We start from the raw sequence: 14,050 nt of genomic DNA, 5'->3' as shown, positions 1-14,050 counted from the left end.
TGAAACGCAGTCAGGAAAGGGCCGCCGGATGGCCAAGGGAACACAGATCACCGCCACGCGGCCGCGCCGGGGCCGCCACGCCGCGCCGGAGGATGTCTGGCGGCGCGTGCGCGACGCCTATCTGGACGGCATGTCGGCCCCGGACGTCTGCCGCCTCTACGGCGTGGGGGTGACCGCCCTGCGCAGCCGGGCCGCCCGCGAGCTCTGGCGGCGGAGAGACCAGGCGTGGGCGCCGCCGCCGAACGAGCTGGATGTCAGCGACGAGGGCATACTGCTTGAGGACCGCGCCGGCGGGGACCTCGACAAGGTCGAATTCTACCAGCTCTCCTTCGTCGCCCATCGGCGGTCCATGCGGGCGGTGATGCGCGGCGACGCGGCCGAGGCGCTGCGCTGGCGCAAGGTGCGGATCGCCATGGACGAGGAGCAGGCCGAGATCGACCGCGTCACCGCCCAGCACGAGGCGATCCGTTATGAACGCGCCGGCTGGGCCGAACTCGCGGCCTACGAGGCGCAGAAGGCGGCGGCCGCTGACGCGGCGGCCGCTACGGACGCAGTGGACGACGCATTTGACGCAGCGAACGCATCGGACGCTTCGCACTCTTCGGACGCTTCGGACGCTGTTTTTCACTCCAATTCCGAGTCGGTCGCCGGACGGAGCGCTCACGAGCCCGTGTAGAACCGTCGTTATGTCTAAACCCCGACAGACTTTGCCGTGACGGAAGGTTTTAATGCTTTCCTAATCAGGGGCGCGACGGCGATGCGGATCTACCAGTTCCATTTCTACGACCGTCGGGGCCGGCGCCCCGCGCTCGATTTCGCCAGCTGCCGGCACGACATCGAGGCGGCCCGCACCGCCTTCGGCCAGCTGCAGCAGCATTCCAGCTGCGAGGGGGTCGAGGTGTTTGAGGACGACCGGCTGGTCATGCGGCTCGACCGCCAGACCCCGCCGCCGGAGCTCCACGCCGGCCACTGAGCCCTCCCGCTCCGGGAACGCGGCGCCCCTCCCGCCGGTTAAGCTGACCGACAGCAGGAGACGCCCGTGACCCAGATCGATCCCGCCGGCTCGAACCGGCCCGCCCCGAAACGTTCTACGAAGTTCAACGGCCTGGTGGTCGGGCTGGTGGTTCTTCTGTTTGTGGTCGCCGGCATCTACGTCTGGTCCCACTGGAGCGCCACGGACGACAGCGCCGCCGACGAGGCCGCCGGCGGCCCCGTCCAGCCCGCCCAGCTGCCCACCCCCGCCGACGACAGCGTCCCCGTCGCGCCCGCACAGGTCGCCCCCGGCGCCGATCCCAGCGGCGACGCCTCCGCCCGCGGCGTCGAGGCCGGCAACGTCCCCCCGGGAGCCGAAGCGCCGCGATAAGCGTTGCCCTCGCAGGAAGGGATCGCCGCCATGTTGAAGAAATACGCCTACGCCTGGATCACCCTGGTCTTCTTCACCGTCTCGATCGTGCTCCACTGGGGCTTCGGCTGGTTCGCCTACGTCGACGAGGCCCAGTCCCACGGCCAGGCCGCCGAGCTCTCGCCCTGGCTCATCGAAATGGGCCGGGACACCTTCGAGAACTGGCAGTCCGAGTTCCTCCAGCTGCTCTGGCAGGTCGTGGGCCTGGCCTATTTCCTCTACGTCGGCTCGCCCTCCTCCAAGGAGAATGACGACCGGATGGAGGCCAAGATCGACGCCCTGATCCACCTCGTCGGCAAGGACCGCGCCGACGCCCTGATCCAGGAGATCGACGAGACCCACCTGCGCCACGGCGGCCACGCCGCGGTCCACGACGCCGAACCGCCCAAGGCCCTCCACGCCTGACCTTGGATTCCGGGCGGCCCGCCACTAGGTTCCGCCGCGAGCCTTTCAGGAGACGCCCCATGCACGACGCCCCTCAGTCTGACGCCGCCGCCCGGCTGGATCACGAGAACCCGCTCGGCGTGGACGGCTTCGAGTTCGTCGAGTTCACCGGCCCCGAGCCCGAGGCCATGGCCTCCCGCCTCGAGCTGATGGGCTTCACCCGCACCCATGTGAACCCCGCCACCGGCGCCGTGCGCCTCAAGCAGGGCGACATCACCCTGCTGGTCGACCTCTCGCCCCAAGGCCAGGCTGAAGAGTTCGCCCGCGAACACGGCCCCTCCGCCAACGGCATGGCCTTCCGCGTCGCCGACGCCAGGGCCGCCTATGAGGGCGCCGTCGCCCGCGGCGCCCGCCCGGCAGAGAACCACAACGGCGGCGCGCTGGGGAACGGCTATTCCTACATCCTGCAGGGCATCGGCGGCTCGCTGCTCTACATCGTCGACCAGTACGGCGAGCGCGGCTCCCTCTACGACAGCTGGGACGAGATCGAGGGCTGGGAAGAAGCCGAGCGCAAGAACTCCGTCGGCCTGTTCTGCCTCGACCACCTGACCCACAACGTGCGCCGCGGCCAGATGCGCACCTGGTCGGGCTTCTACGGCGACGTCTTCGCCTTCGAGGAGCAGAAGTATTTCAACATCAAGGGCAAGGCGACCGGCCTGCTGTCCCAGGCCATGATCGCGCCCGACCGCGCCATCCGCATCCCCCTGAACGAGAGCCAGGACGAGAACTCCCAGATCGAGGAGTTCCTCAAGCGCTACAACGGCGAGGGCATCCAGCACATCGCCCTGGCCACCGACGACATCTTCGAGACCGTCGAGGAGATGAAGCGCCGCGGCATACCCTTCCAGGATACCATCGACACCTATTTCGACCTGATCGACAAACGCCTGCCCGGGCACGGCCACGACGTCGCCCGCATGCGGCTGAACCGCATCCTGATCGATGGTTCGGACGAGGATGGCCTGCTGCTGCAGATCTTCACCCAGGACACCTTCGGCCCGATCTTCTTCGAGATCATCCAGCGCAAGGGCAACCAGGCGTTCGGCGAGGGCAATTTCCAGGCGCTGTTCGACTCGATCGAACTGGACCAGATCCGGCGCGGCGTCATCAAGGTCGATGCCTAAGCCGCCGACGTGGCTGCCCTGGCTCGGGCCCTTGCTGGCGGCCGGGATCGGGGCGGCGGTCGGCAAATACGGTCTGGGCGGCGGCTTCTGGACCGTGCTGATCGCGGCGCTGATCGGGGGCTTCCTGCCGATCCTGGGCAACGCCTTGTGGAAGTGGCTGGAGCGCCGCCGGGGTCAGTGAAAGTCGCGTGAGCCCGGCAGCACCCGCACGTCGCGCGGGTGCCGTCCCCGCGCCGGCTCATGGCCCGATCCGGGGGCCCGGTCGGGCGTCAGGTTCCCCAGCATCGGGGTCCAGTCCTCGATCGCCTCGACCACCAGATGGGTCACGCCGTCGGCCCTCTGGATCCGCCCCTTCGCCAGCACCATCCGCGCGCCCATGGCCGTCGGCCGGAAGCGCTCGAACACGTCGGGCCAGAGCACCAGATTGACGATGCCCGTCTCGTCCTCGACGGTCATGAAGCAGACGCCCTTGGCCGTGCCGGGCCGCTGCCTGACCAGCACCACCCCGCCCACCACCGTCCGGCGGCCATTGGCCACAGCCTCGCAGGCCCGCGCCATTACCGCACCCGCCTGCTTGAGCCGCTCCCTCAGGAAGGCGACGGGGTGGCCTTTCAGGGACAGGCGCAGGGACTGGTAATCGCCGACCACCTCCTCGGAATGCGCCAGCTCGGGCAGGGCATCCGGCGGCTGGCCGTCGGTCTCGTCCAGCCCCATGGCCTCGAACAGCGGGGCAGAGGCGGCCGGAGCCGCGCCCTTGGCCGCCCACAGCCCTTGCCGGCGCGACAGGTCCAGTGAGCCATAGGCGTCCGCCTCCGCCAGCCGGTCCAGCGCCGCCGACGGCAACTGCGCCCGCACCCGCAGGTCTTCCAGATCGCCGAACGGCCCCGCCTGCCGAACCTCCACAATCCGATCGGCCCACTCCTTTCGGAACCCGTCGATGGAGCGCATGCCCAGCCGCAGGGCGCGGCGACGGCGTCCCGCCCGGGGCTCCAGCGTCGCATCCCAGCCGCTGGCGTTGACGTCCGGGTGCCGCACCTCGACCTTGTGCTCGCGGGCGTCACGAACGATCTGGGCCGGGGCGTAGAAGCCCATCGGCTGGCTGTTCAGCAGGCAGGCGGCGAAGACGTCCGGATACAGCCATTTCACCCAGGCCGAGACGTAGACGAGGTGGGCAAAGGCGGAGGCGTGACTCTCGGGAAAGCCGTATTCGCCAAAGCCTTTGATCTGGTTGAAGCAGTTCTGGGCGAAGTCGGGATCGTAGCCGCGCCTGATCATCCGGCTGACCATCAGGGTCTCGTAATTGCCGATGGTGCCGTTGTGCCGGAAGGTGGCCATGGCGCGCCGAAGACCATTGGCCTCGTCGCCGGTGAATTCCGCCGCCACCATGGCGATCTTCATCGCCTGTTCCTGGAACAGGGGCACCCCCAGCGTCTTGCGCAGGATGTTGGCCAGCTCTTCGGGGTTCTTCGTCGAGCCCGGCATGGAGAAGCGGTATTTGCCTGCGCCGGGTCTGGCCTCATAGGCCCGGCGCTCCATCCGGCGTTGCAGATAGGGGTGGACCATCTTGCCCTGGATGGGGCCGGGCCGGACGATCGCGACCTGGACCACCAGATCGTAGAACTCCACCGGCCGGAGCCGGGGCAGCATGCTCATCTGGGCCCGGCTCTCGACTTGGAAGACCCCGAGGGAGTCGGCCCTGCACAGCATGTCGTAGACGCCGCGGCGCTCGGCGGGGACGGCGGCGGTGTCGGGCAGAGGCCGGCCATAGGTCGTCTCGATCATGCGGAAGGCGCGCTTCATCGCTGTCAGCATGCCGAGCGCCAGGACGTCGACCTTCATCAGCTTGAGGAAGTCGATGTCGTCCTTGTCCCATTCGATGAAGGTGCGGTCCGGCATGGCGGCGTTGCCGATGGGCACGATCTCGAGCAGGGGCGTCTGGCTGAGCACGAAGCCGCCGACGTGCTGGCTGAGGTGGCGCGGGAACTGGATCAGTTCGGCGGTCAGTTCCAGCGCCAGCTTCATCCGGGCATCGTCGCGGCTCAAACCGGTCCGATCGACATGGCCTTCTTCGACCTTCGAGCCCCATGAGCCCCAGACGGTGTCGGCCATGCGGGCGGTGACGTCCTCGGTCAGGCCGAGCGCCTTGCCCACGTCGCGGATGGCGGATCGGGGGCGGTAGTGGATGATCGTCGCCACGATCCCGGCGCGGTCCCGGCCATAGCGCCTGTAGACCTGCTGCATGACTTCCTCGCGCCGCTCGTGCTCGAAGTCGACGTCGATGTCGGGCGGCTCGGAGCGCTCGGAGGAGATGAAGCGCTCGATCAGAAGATCCTGCCGGGTGGGATCGACATTGGTGATGCCGAGGCAGAAGCAGATCACCGAATTGGCGGCGGAGCCCCGGCCCTGGCAGAGGATGGGGTCGGGACGGGAGCGAGCCCAGTCGACGATGTCGTGGACGGTCAGGAAGTAGGGCGCGTAGTCCAGCGACCGGACCAGCTTGAGCTCCTTGTGGATCGTCTCCTTGACGTCGGGCGGAACGCCGTCGGGCCAGCGGGAGCGGGCGCCCCTCAGCGTCAGCCGGGTCAACCAGCCCTGCGGGGAGTATCCCGGAGGAACGGGTTCGTCCGGGTATTGATAGCTGAGCTCCCGCAGCGAGAAGGTGCAGGCTCTCGCCACATCCATGGTGCGGGCCAGCGCGGCTTCGTGGCCGCGGAACAGGCGGGCCATCTGGGTGGGGGGCTTGAGAAAGCGTTCGGCGTTGGCCTGTAGACGGCGGCCGGCCTTGTCGATGGTGGTCCCTTCGCGGATGCAGGTCAGGACGTCCTGCAGCATGCGGCGGTCGGGGTGGTGGTAGAGGACGGCGTTGGTGGCGATCATGGGCGCGCGGGTGCGGCGGGCCATGGCGGCCAGCCGGTTCAGGCGCCGGCGGTCGTCTCCGCGCCAGAGGGGCGAGGCGGCCAGATAGAGGTCGTCGGGCCAGGCGCGCCGCCACGCCGCCAGCCGCGTCTCGAAGGCTTCGTCCGGGTGGTCGGGCGCGGGAACGAGGGCGATCATGCCTTCGCCCAGACCAAGGGCCTGTTCGAAGGTCAGGCGGGTCTCGGCCTTCTCGATGCGCTCGCCGTCGGGATCGGCGCCGGGCTGGGGCACCGCCTCGCTCTTGCCGAGGGAGAGCAGGCGGCAGAGGCGGCCGTAGGCGGCGCGGTCGCGGGGGAAGACCATCAGGGCCGTGCCGTCGGTGAAGACCAGCCGCGAGCCGATCACCAGCCGCAAGCCGACCTCCTCGGCGCCCATCAGGGCCCGGACGATGCCGGCCAAGGTGTTGCGGTCGGCCACGCCCACGGCGGCCAGCCCCAGCGACTTCGCCTGCATCATCAGCTCGCCGGGGTGGGAGGCGCCCTCGAGGAAGCTGAAGTTGGTCATGGCGCCGAGCTCGGCGTATTCGCCGGTCCAGCCGCTCACGGCAGCACCCCGTGCATCCACCAGCTGGGCGCGCGCTCCTCGTTCACCAGCTTCGGGTCGCCGGTGTAGTCGCGGCCATAGAGGCCCTCGCGGAAGACCCAGTAGCGGGCCCCGTCGGCGTCCTCGAGGCAGTAGTAGTCGCGGGTGCGGGCCTTGGCCGTCCTCCACCATTCGGGGGACAGCCGCTCGGGCCCCTCGGCGCGGGTCACCCGGCGGGGAGCGCGGCGCCAGATGAAGCGGACCGGGGCCCCGTCGGGCAGGTCGAACAGGGGATCCTTGATGGGCTCGGGCGGCTCCAGCAGCAGGATCGGGCGGCGGCTCATGCCGCCCGCATCGCCCTCGACGCGGCGGCCCAGGGCGGGACGCAGCCGCTCGGCCCGTTCGGGGATCCAGCTGTCCACCGCCTCGGGCGCCAGCACCCGATCCTCGCCCAGCCGGGCCGTCAGCCGGTCCAGCAGGGCGGCGAGGCTTTCGGCCTGCCGGGTCTCCGCCTCGGTCTCCAGAGCGGCCTGACGGGCGGGCATGGGCTCGACCACGTCGGCGGTCAGCATCAGGGCGTCGAGACCGAAGCCCAGCTCCAGATTGCCCAGACCGGCCTCGCGGAACAGGCGCAGCCAGATGCCGGCGTCCCGGCCCGGAAGGCCCATGCGGACCGACAGGGCGGTGGCGCCGCCGTCCGAGCGGAAGCCGGTCAGGGTCAGGGACCGGGCGCCCTGCCCGTCACGCTCAAGGGGGGCGGCGAGGTCGGCGACCAGTTCGGACAACCGGGCCTCCACACCCTCCAGATCGGCGACCGGCTCCATCCAGGTCTGCCAGGCGCGATAGCGGGCCGGCGGGCGGACGGGAACGAGGGCCTCGGCGGCATGGCCGAGGGCCTGATCCAGACGCTGGACCAGATCGACCCCGCCCTCCTTGCGGAAGCGGCGGGCCAGTCCGGCACGGGGCATGGGATAGAGGTCGCCGATCCGCTTGAGGCCGAAGCGGCGCGCCTGCCTGAGGGTGCGGTCCTGTATCCGCAGGGCCTCGACCGGCAGGGGGGCCAGCAGGTCGCGGACCGTGTCGTCGGCCGCGATGGGCGCCTGACCGTCGCCGCCGCCCCAGCGGGCCAGAGCCCAGGCCGCGCCGGGCGTGGGGGCCATGGCGACGCGGGCGGGGATGCCGGCCTCGGCCAGCCGGTCGCGGATCTGGCGCAGCAGCGCCGCCTCGCCGCCGAACAGATGGGCCGCGCCGGTGACGTCGAGGAACAGGCCTTCCAGCCCGTCGCCGGAGGGATCGACGCTGACCGAGGGGGACCAGCGCTCGGCCCAGTGGGCCAGCGCCTTCAGGGCCCGTTCGTCGGCGGCGGGATCGGCGGGCTGGCGCAGCAGGTAGGGGATCATGGCCAGGGCGTCGGCCTGACCCTGTTCGCGCCGCAGCCCCGCCGCCCGGGCGGCCGGATTCAGGGCGTGGAGCACCGCCGCGCCCCGGCTGTTCTTGAGGATCAGGGCGAACGGATTGCGGGGGTCGAGGGCGGGATCAGGCGGCGAGGCCGGACGGCGCGCCCGTTCCAGCGATCGACGGCGGACCGAGATCGGCCAGTCGATCAGCCAGACGGAGACGATGCGTCTCATCATCCTGCTCCAGCATCCATGCGCCGGGCCGCTCGCCCCGTCCGCGCGTCAGTTCGGCGAGAAGGCGGCCCGGGCCGGGGGCGCGCTCGTCCTCGGGGTCGACGGCGCTGGGCTGCGTCGAGATGCGCCAGCGGCGGCGGGCCGCGCTGAGCCCCTCCAGCCCCCGCGACAGGATCAGGCCGACGGCCTCGCCCTGTTTCGCCGCGAAATCCAGCCGCCGGGTCTGGGCCAGGGTCGCGCCCTCGACCGCGCCCAGCCCCATCGACACCGCGCCCGAGCGCAGCCCCTGCTCCATGGTCCACAGGGCCTCGGCCAGGGTGGAGACGGGCGCGAGGATGAAGGGCAGGCCGGCCAGACCGGGGCCGTAGGGACGGCCGTATTCCACGAACAACGCCCGGGGCGCGGTCATCAGCAGCGGCCGGTCGTCGCCCGCCCGCCGCCGCGACACCGCGAACAGCACGGCCGCGCCCACGTCGCGGGGCGATGGCGCGCACGCCTCCTCAAGCGGCGCGGCGACCTCCGGGAACGGGTCCTGTGACAGGATGGGCGACGGGTTCATGATCGTTCAGAAGCTGGATGTTCATTATTTGTTCCAGCCGGGAACAGAGTCAAACGCGGAATCGGATTCCTTGGGGATGAGAGGTTTTACCCGGATGTAATCCCAAAAATTAGGGTCCGAAGAGTGCGAAGAGTCCGCAGAGTCCGCTCAGTGCGTAGAGTCCGCTCCGTCCGAAGCGTGCTGCAGAACGCCGCTGAACCGCCGCGCTCCTCACCCGATTGTCAAAGACCCTGCAGGGCCTGAAGGCCATGCCGTCGGAACATGGGGAGCGGGGAGAGAGGGTCAAGGGACAGAGAGGAATATATTCCTCGGTGTCAGGTTGACACCCCCCACTCTGCAATCCTCAAGCCGAACCGAAAATGGCGGCGGCGGGCCCTCAACTCACGGCCGTCCACCCTCTTCGCAGTTGGCGACGAGCAGCCGGTGCAAACGTCGGCTAAGGGTGGGAAGTGGACATTCCCGAGGCCATCGATCGGCTATCCCGGTCGCCATTCCGCAACGTCCCAGTCAAGCACGTCGCCCGTCGATTTCTGGACGGCAAACCACCCCATGTTGGTGCTGCAAATGCCTTCACACTCGCGATTGCTGTGCAGAGCCATGACGTAGTAGCCGCGAGGGCTCTCGGTTTCCGGAATGTGGTCGCAGAACGCTATCACCGACGCCGCTCGGCTATTCCGCGATACGACGTGGGCTTTTACTGCTGCACAAGCCTCCTCGGCGGTTGTCACCGGTGTGGCGTTTGGCGGGCTCAACCACGGCACTGCGCCGACAGCCAATAGCAGGGCGACTTCCTTCATCATTGTCCGCTGCGCCTCGGTTCAGCCATCGAACTTAGCCTCATTGCCAATGTCCGCAACGGGTCGGAAGCGGACCGTCAGAGGGATGCGAACAGCGGACGTTGCAGGCGCGGGCCGGGACTTGAACCCAGCGTCTTCAGGGCGAACCTGATGCACTCTCCAGTTATGCTACCGCACCCGCTGTCAGCATACGGCAGCGTTGGACGCCCGCAATGGGTCGGGAGCGGACTGTCACGCACAGGTCGAAAATCGACCTTGTGGAGGCCCACTGATAGCCTGAGCGCATGAAAGCCCGACGGACGCTCATCGCGATTGTGCTTTCCGCGGCGTCAGGCTCCCAAACACTCTCGACCGAAGACGTGTGCCGGGCACGCGCGGCCAGTCTCGGAGTGCAGCTGGATGAGCCAGCCATAGTTCAGGACGTGCCTGGCACGGAGACGCTCATCTACGGCTGGGAACCCGCCCACAATGGTCGCCCCGGCGTCCAGTGCACGACCCGGCGCGGTCACGTTCGAGATGTGGAGGCCCTGCCCTGGGGCGACAGGGCCTCTCGAGAGGGGTGATCCGACTGGCTGTGCGTGGCGCTGTAAACGTCCGCCATGGGTCGGGAGCGGACCCTTGCCAAGGGTGGGCCGCCGCCCCTGCTCAAGCTCCGGGGCCTAGAACCAGCCGTTCTCCCGATAGGCCGGCAGGCCGGCCAGCTGGCCGTCCGGATCCAGGGTGATCATCCAGTCGCCGATGAAGGCGTGATGGCTGTCCAGCCGCGCGTCGACCGGGAGGAATAGCGGGTCCGTGTCGTCGGCTCCGGGCAGAACCAGCGGCTCGTCGATGAACTTGAGGGCCTCGGCGCCCGGAAGGACGAGAGGCTGGTCGTCGACGATGGCGGGCAGGACGAAGCCGTCATCGTGGACGGTGGGCAGGACCTGTGCGCCGGCTCCCTTCTCCGACGGCTCGAGCGGCGCCGGGCCGGCCGGCGGATAGACCAGGGTGGTGGTGGTGTTGTTGGAGAACCTGAGCACCTCGACCGAGGTGACGAAGGTCGAGCCGTCGCGGCCCGCGACGTTGTCGACGATGCGGTAGCCCGCGCCTTCGGCGGTGATGGTGTAGTTGGCCGCGACGCCACGTAGCTGCACCTCGTCAGTCCCGAGACCGCCGTTGATGGTGTCATTGCCGCCCTTGCCGCTGAAGATGTCGTTCAGGGCGCCGCCGGTCAGGACGTTGTTCAAGGCGTTGCCCGCGCCGATGAACTTGCCGGAGCCTGAGTAGATCAGGTTTTCGACGTTGTTTCCGAGCGTGTAGCTGCCGACCCGCGCCTCGACCGTGTCGACGCCTTCGCCGGCCAGTTCGACGATCGTGTCGGAGGCGTCGAGGATGTAACGGTCGTCGCCCGCGCCGCCCTGAAGCTGGTTGGCCGCGCCGGATCCACCCCGCAGGGTGTCGTTCCCGTCCAGGCCGATCAGGACGTCCGCGCCGAGGCCGCCGCTGAGAACATTGGCCGCGCCGTCGCCGAAGAGGGTGTCGTTGAAGTCCGATCCGGTGACATTCTCGATGGCGTTCAGGGTGTCGATCCCGCCTTCGCCGTCGTGCGCCGTATTCAGGCCCAGCTGGACCAGAACGGCCGAGCCCGCGAGCGCGTAGGAGGCGGTGTCCGAACCAGTGCCGCCAAACAAGAGGTCGGCGCCGCCGCGGCCTTCCAGGGTGTCGTCGCCCGATCCGCCCGTCAACCGGTTGACCGAGCCATCGCCGGTCAGACGGTCGCCGAAGGCCGAGCCCTGGATGTTCTCGATCTCGCTGAGCGTATCCGTGGAGCCGTCGCCGTCATTGGAAGCGGCGCCTTCGAACAGGCTGGCGGTCACCGCTCCGGCGGCCTGACCGTAGTCCGCCGTGTCGGAGCCGGTATTGCCGTCCAGCAGGTCCACGCCCCCCCGGCCGCTCAGGAAATCATCGCCGGAGCCGCCCTCGACGCGGTTGTCGAGAGCGTTGCCGCGGCCGGTGAAGGCTCCGCCGCCGGTGTAGCGCAGCGCCTCGACGTTGGCGTTGAGCGTGTAGTTGAGGCGGCTGGTCTCGATGGTGTCGTATCCCTGCCCCGCCGCCTCGACGATGGTGTCGGTGGCGTCGACCACATAGGTGTCGTCGCCCAGTCCGCCCTGGAGCTGATTGGATGCGCCGGTTCCGCCCACCAGCCGGTCATTGCCGCCCAGTCCGAGCAGGATGTCCGAGCCGGCGCCGCCAATCAGGACATTGCCGCCGTTCGAGCCGATCAGGAGGTCGTTGAAGGCCGAGCCCGTCAGGTTCTCGATGTTGACCAGGGTGTCGAACCCGCCGTCGCCGTCCCTGGCCGCGATGGTGTCGTTAAGCTGGGCGGAGACCCCTGAGGACGCGCCGCTGTAGTCCACGGTGTCAACGCCGTTCCCGCCGTCCAGGGTGTCGTTCCCCGGGGTTCCAACCAGCACGTCGCCGTCGGAATCCTGGCCGTTGATCGTAACGGTCACCGTCGAGACCCCACCGCCGGCAAGGGTGTAAGTGAAGCTGTCGGTGGGCGGCGGGTTCGAGGCCCCCGAGCCGGCCCCGGGCGCGAAGGCGAAGGCGCCGTTGGGGTCGTAGGCGAAGGTTCCGTCCGCGTTCAGTGTCAGCAGAGCGCCCGAGGGCAGGGTAATCTGGACTCCCACACTGGCGCCGACGCCGTTGACCGCTGTGACCGTGAAGGCATCGCCCTCGGCGTCGCTGTCGACGCCCGACCCGTTGTTGCTGAAGACGTTGCCGCTGATCGTCGCCGCCTCGGCGCCCGAGACCGCGTCGGGCCGGGCGACGGCCGCATCGTTGACAGCGGTCAGGGCGACGACGGTCGTACCGATATGAACGCCTACGCCGCCGGCGCCCTGGGCGCCCAGGTTCCCGTCCCGGAAGGTATAGGCCAGTGTCACGCTGGCGGGAGGCGTATCACTCTGGTTGGCGTAGGCGATCCGCGAGGCCACCGAATCCACCAGGGCCGAGGTCGCCGCGTTGGCGAAGGTGATGGTCAGCACGCCGCCGGACAGGGCGTAGGTGGCGACCGTTACCCCCGCGACAAGAAGCGCGCCGCTGGCGTCAGTGCCTGAGATGGTGAAGCTGGCGCCGGTCGCGTCGATGCGGAAGGCGTCCTCGGCGCTCGCGCCGCCCTGACGGCCGATGGCGAGGGTCGCCCCCCCGTAGCCCCTGACGTCGAGGTTGTAGTCCTGGATGTCGACCGATTGATCGAGGCGGTCGTAGACCTGTTCCACACCTGTGTCGTCGGTCTGAAGGCCGGCGATCGTGGGGGCGATATTGACGATGTCGGCCGAGGTGAGGGTGGTCGACTCCGCTCCCCAAACCTGCCCCTGCGCGACGTAGCCCAGCTCGGGATTGTAGCCCGTGCCCATCACCGCCCGGTCGTTCAGGTTCGGCAGGGCGAAGGTGGTCACGCCATTTCCGCCGTACGTTGTCCCCAGCAGGGCGAAGAGGGCCTGGTTGCTCTGGATCGACAGCAGCTGGCCGTTGGCCTCCATGTAGCCGCCGGGTGTGAAGTCGCCGGCGAAGGCGATCACCTCGCCGAGATACATGATTTCGGAATCGGCGCTATCGCCGCGGCTGGGGAAGGCGCCTGTGGTGGCGATCAGATAGGTCACGGCCAGCGTCGGTTGCAGGTTGGAAATCGGCGCGCCGACGCCACCCGCCGCCGTCGGCAGGTTGTCCGTGTTCAGAAGCACGGTCTCCGCGCCCGTCACAGTCCCAACAGGCGAGTCGTTGTCCGCGCCCACGGCCGTACGACCCCGCAGATCCGGGATACGGAAGGTCGTGATGCCGTCGCCGCCATAGGCCTTGCCGATAATCGCGTAGAGCGCCGGCCAGTCCGATATCAGCAGCTCGCGGCCGTCAGCGTACATGAAGCCAGCGGGCTCGAAATAGCCCGCCCACTGGCTGAGCGCGCCCATCATGTCGGCAGAGCCGTCGGTCCCGCCACCGCCCTCGATCGGGAAATAGCCGTCAACGGCGATCAGCCACCTCAGCGCGAGGGACTCCTGCGAATTGCTGAAAGCCTGGCCGCCTCCGCCGGCCGCGGCGGGCATGTTCGCAGTCGCCAGGTTGTGCCCAACGGACCCGAAGAACTCGCCCAGCTCGAAGTTGGACAGGCCGGGCCCGTTGCCCGCGCCGACCGTCAGGAGGCCGCCGAGGTCCGGTAAGCGGAAGGTGTTGACCCCGTTGCCGCCGTAGGTGACGCCCAGGATGCTGAACAGGGCCGTGTGTTGCTGGATGGCCAAGGTCGCGCCGTTGGCGGTGTTTTCGGCGAATGAGAAGTTTCCCGCGGTGGTGCGGACCTGGCCCAGCTGGAACCCGTAGCTGGACCCGTCCGGCCCGTCGCGTTGCGGATAAAAGCCAGACAGCGGCATCACCTGGATCAGCGCCAGCGACGGTTGCAGGTTTGAGACCGTGTTGCCGAAAGCGATGCCCTCGAGATAGCCGTTCGACGGCTGATCCACCGGGGGCGAGGCCGCCAGGGGCCCGGGCGACGCGCCGGCCTGCAAGGCGGCCATGGGGCTCGGTGGAGAGGCCGGGCCGTCTGCCTGGCCCTGATTGATCAGGGAGCCGGAAACACCGCGGTGTGTGGGGAATGCCAACATGAGTGCGGCTCCAGGGTC

11 protein-coding genes and 1 tRNA gene are annotated in these 14,050 nt (G+C 69.1%); 6 read left to right on the top strand and 6 right to left on the bottom strand.

Features of this window, described 5'->3' with window-relative positions; translation table 11 throughout:
* Nucleotides 1-28 precede the first annotated feature (28 nt).
* The 6 genes from GGQ87_RS07105 (at nt 29) to GGQ87_RS07080 (ending at nt 3,151) form a co-directional block, all read left to right on the top strand.
* Nucleotides 29-676: a hypothetical protein gene (locus tag GGQ87_RS07105; RefSeq protein ID WP_168046009.1), complete on the top strand. Its 648-nt coding sequence runs from the start codon at nt 29-31 to the stop codon at nt 674-676.
* 81 nt (nt 677-757) lie between these two features.
* Nucleotides 758-973, top strand: coding sequence for a hypothetical protein (locus GGQ87_RS07100; RefSeq protein WP_168046007.1), 216 nt, complete (start codon nt 758-760; stop codon nt 971-973).
* Nucleotides 974-1,039: 66 nt separating this feature from the next.
* Nucleotides 1,040-1,363, top strand: a complete 324-nt coding sequence (locus GGQ87_RS07095) for a hypothetical protein (protein WP_168046005.1) — start codon at nt 1,040-1,042, stop codon at nt 1,361-1,363.
* 30 nt (nt 1,364-1,393) lie between these two features.
* Nucleotides 1,394-1,807, top strand: coding sequence for a DUF6766 family protein (locus GGQ87_RS07090; protein ID WP_209282410.1), 414 nt, complete (start codon nt 1,394-1,396; stop codon nt 1,805-1,807).
* A gap of 59 nt (nt 1,808-1,866) precedes the next feature.
* Complete coding sequence (gene hppD, locus GGQ87_RS07085; RefSeq protein ID WP_168046003.1) at nt 1,867-2,970, top strand: 4-hydroxyphenylpyruvate dioxygenase; 1,104 nt, start codon at nt 1,867-1,869, stop codon at nt 2,968-2,970.
* Entirely contained in the window at nt 2,963-3,151 is a 189-nt protein-coding gene (locus GGQ87_RS07080) for a hypothetical protein (protein ID WP_168046001.1), read from the top strand. The genes hppD and GGQ87_RS07080 overlap by 8 nt, the downstream gene beginning before the upstream one ends.
* Here the strand turns inward: GGQ87_RS07080 and GGQ87_RS07075 are convergent.
* From GGQ87_RS07075 to GGQ87_RS07055, 6 genes are all read right to left on the bottom strand, one after another.
* Nucleotides 3,145-6,390 carry an error-prone DNA polymerase gene (locus tag GGQ87_RS07075; protein ID WP_245161524.1) on the bottom strand — a complete coding sequence of 1,082 codons (3,246 nt, stop codon included), beginning with the start codon at nt 6,388-6,390 and terminating at the stop codon, nt 3,145-3,147. The two genes, GGQ87_RS07080 and GGQ87_RS07075, sit on opposite strands and share 7 nt — an antisense overlap.
* A gap of 35 nt (nt 6,391-6,425) precedes the next feature.
* A complete protein-coding gene (locus GGQ87_RS15385) occupies nt 6,426-8,039 on the bottom strand; it encodes a Y-family DNA polymerase (protein WP_245161429.1) in 1,614 nt (537 codons plus the stop codon).
* Complete coding sequence (locus tag GGQ87_RS07070; protein ID WP_168045997.1) at nt 7,945-8,598, bottom strand: hypothetical protein; 654 nt, start codon at nt 8,596-8,598, stop codon at nt 7,945-7,947. The genes GGQ87_RS15385 and GGQ87_RS07070 overlap by 95 nt, the downstream gene beginning before the upstream one ends.
* A gap of 476 nt (nt 8,599-9,074) precedes the next feature.
* Entirely contained in the window at nt 9,075-9,395 is a 321-nt protein-coding gene (locus GGQ87_RS07065) for a hypothetical protein (protein WP_168045995.1), read from the bottom strand.
* 105 nt (nt 9,396-9,500) lie between these two features.
* A tRNA-Arg gene (locus GGQ87_RS07060) sits at nt 9,501-9,573 on the bottom strand.
* Nucleotides 9,574-10,054: 481 nt separating this feature from the next.
* Nucleotides 10,055-13,945: a tail fiber protein gene (locus GGQ87_RS07055; RefSeq protein WP_168045993.1), complete on the bottom strand. Its 3,891-nt coding sequence runs from the start codon at nt 13,943-13,945 to the stop codon at nt 10,055-10,057.
* Between the last annotated feature and the right edge of the window lie 105 nt (nt 13,946-14,050).

Origin of the sequence: Brevundimonas alba (assembly GCF_011927945.1) — a bacterium.
GTDB classification, from domain to species: Bacteria; Pseudomonadota; Alphaproteobacteria; order Caulobacterales; family Caulobacteraceae; genus Brevundimonas; species Brevundimonas alba.
Note: the sequence above shows the minus strand (reverse complement) of the source record. Positions and strands in the feature narration are given on the sequence as shown.

Bases quoted from the DNA above. Each gene is read 5' to 3' on its own strand.
- GGQ87_RS07075 (WP_245161524.1), bottom strand. From the start codon at position 6,390: ATGACCAACTTCAGCTTCCTCGAGGGCGCCTCCCACCCCGGCGAGCTG.
- hppD (WP_168046003.1), top strand. From the start codon at position 1,867: ATGCACGACGCCCCTCAGTCTGACGCCGCCGCCCGGCTGGATCACGAG.
- GGQ87_RS07100 (WP_168046007.1), top strand. From the start codon at position 758: ATGCGGATCTACCAGTTCCATTTCTACGACCGTCGGGGCCGGCGCCCC.
- GGQ87_RS15385 (WP_245161429.1), bottom strand. From the start codon at position 8,039: ATGAGACGCATCGTCTCCGTCTGGCTGATCGACTGGCCGATCTCGGTC.
- GGQ87_RS07080 (WP_168046001.1), top strand. From the start codon at position 2,963: ATGCCTAAGCCGCCGACGTGGCTGCCCTGGCTCGGGCCCTTGCTGGCG.
- GGQ87_RS07090 (WP_209282410.1), top strand. From the start codon at position 1,394: ATGTTGAAGAAATACGCCTACGCCTGGATCACCCTGGTCTTCTTCACC.
- GGQ87_RS07105 (WP_168046009.1), top strand. From the start codon at position 29: ATGGCCAAGGGAACACAGATCACCGCCACGCGGCCGCGCCGGGGCCGC.
- GGQ87_RS07065 (WP_168045995.1), bottom strand. From the start codon at position 9,395: ATGAAGGAAGTCGCCCTGCTATTGGCTGTCGGCGCAGTGCCGTGGTTG.
- GGQ87_RS07055 (WP_168045993.1), bottom strand. From the start codon at position 13,945: ATGGCCGCCTTGCAGGCCGGCGCGTCGCCCGGGCCCCTGGCGGCCTCG.
- GGQ87_RS07070 (WP_168045997.1), bottom strand. From the start codon at position 8,598: ATGAACCCGTCGCCCATCCTGTCACAGGACCCGTTCCCGGAGGTCGCC.